The sequence below is a fragment of the Plebeiibacterium marinum genome (assembly GCF_026013615.1).
GTDB classification, from domain to species: domain Bacteria; phylum Bacteroidota; class Bacteroidia; order Bacteroidales; family Marinilabiliaceae; genus Saccharicrinis; species Saccharicrinis marinus_A.
In genome coordinates this window covers 1-1,963 of the sequence record NZ_JAPDPI010000106.1, presented here as the reverse complement: position 1 = coordinate 1,963, position 1,963 = coordinate 1, and the positions used below count along the sequence as shown (strand labels likewise).

Below are 1,963 nucleotides of genomic sequence, written 5' to 3'. Positions count from 1 at the left end.
CTAAGAACTTTCAAATTACTCCGAATGTTTTGGAAGTAATTTGAAAGCAACACTTATTTTTGTCGCATCAAGACGGGGTTTACCGAATGCTTACTATTGATGTTGCTCCTGTAAGTTTGAGCCAGGTAATAAACAACCATAGAGAACCTAAAGAAGAATTTATCATGAAATTGATGATACATTCCGAAAAAGCATACAAAAATGTTTGTGAATTTCACAAGAAAACTTGGTATCAGGTTTATTTTCACCAAAAGATTTGCGATATAATGTCAAATCAAGATCAATGGAGACCTGAAATAGAAAAACATGTTCGGATAAGTGAAGCAATATGAGGTGTAACTGTGGGTAACAGCCTATAAAAGTAAGCTGGGTAGAAGTACAAATACAAGTAACAAACATAGCAACGGCTCGGTAGATAGGTGGCTTCGAAAACCCTGCCTCCTCTTATTGGCGAATCGTTGGCGGTAATTAAAATAGACACTTTGCATAAAATGACAGACTTGAGATATAAATGAAATATGATTAACACAAAATGGTATAAGAGTGATGTTTACAGGATGTGTCGTATAAATGACGCATATAATACAACTATGATTTTTGGTTTAGTTACAGGTTAAGTATAATCTTGATATAAATTTCAATTTTAATGGAAAGCGTAGATTTTGGAAAAAAATTAATTGAGATTCGAAAGCACAAAGGCTTGACACAAGGAGAAGTTGCAGAAATATGTAATGTAACGATTCGAACAATCCAAAGAATTGAATCTGGTATTGTTAAACCAAGGGCTTCAACAATTAAAATTATTTCTCAGACTCTAGGATTTGATTTTTTTGAAACATCAGATACCGGTAATGATGGAAGAAACGAGAATCAAACATCAAAATTGAAGGATCATACATTTCTATGGTATATCAAAGATTTATTTAATTTAAAAACTAATGCAATGAGAAAAATTTCAATTTTGTCAGTATCGACTTGTTTAATCATTTTTATGTTTGTGAGTATTTTCAATGCTAATGCTCAGACCGATAATTTAAAAAGACAAAAAAGTTTAACGATTGAACGCAACGAGGATACTACAGTAAAAAGAGTAGAGGCTGCTTTTACGCATAATCTGACTCTTGACAGTTTGGTACAAATAAAAAGGGATTTACACAAAATTGGTATAACAATTCATTACAAAAAGATTGAATTTGATATCCACAATTTATTACTAAATCTTGACTGTCAAGTGATATGTAATGATGGATTCAGTGGGAGTTTTGGAACTGGTGATTTGAGTACTCGGGACAGAAATAAGAGAATTGGATTTTACCGAGATTATACACCAGATTGTAAAAGTCCATTTAGTACAGGATTGGTAGATAAATAATAACTACCGCCAATAACTAAGCGTCCTGCCTGTTTGCAAAACAGAGGCTGGATGCGGTGTTGACGAAAACCGGCTCAAGCGGTCTGTATTATGGGGGTTGATATATTTTAAGAGAGCATTTTAAGGAATAAAAGACTGCATATTTAAGGCTAACCTAAATGTATTAAATCTTCACATCACTAAATTTTTAAAATCGGATATAGCAAAGCCATTCACCACATAATCCTCCTTTTCTTTCTTGTAATTGTATGAAAATTAAAGAATTTTAACTTTAAAAGAAAAAAATGATTGATTATTTTAGTCCAAAATTCTGACAATATTCTTATGAAACAAATTTATTTTGTATTGAGCGCTGTATTTTTGATGTTTACAGTAGCTGTTTCTGCCCAGGATACGATACAGGTATATGGATGTACCGATATTCTTGCTTTAAACTACGATTCACTGGCCACTGTTAATGATGGAAGTTGTGAATATTCCACTACAGATACTATATCAACCGGAATTCCCGGATGTATGGATGTTTTGGCTTTAAACTACGATTCATTGGCCACGGTTAGTGATGGAAGTTGTGAATATTCCACTACAGAT

2 protein-coding genes are annotated in these 1,963 nt (G+C 32.9%); both read left to right on the top strand.

Annotated elements, in window-relative coordinates:
* Positions 1 to 646: 646 nt before the first annotated feature.
* Positions 647 to 1,372, top strand: coding sequence for a helix-turn-helix domain-containing protein (locus tag OM074_RS21045; RefSeq protein WP_301202684.1), 726 nt, complete (start codon positions 647 to 649; stop codon positions 1,370 to 1,372).
* A gap of 324 nt (positions 1,373 to 1,696) precedes the next feature.
* On the top strand, positions 1,697 to 1,963 hold a 267-nt coding region (locus tag OM074_RS21040), incomplete at its 3' end, for a hypothetical protein (RefSeq protein ID WP_301202683.1).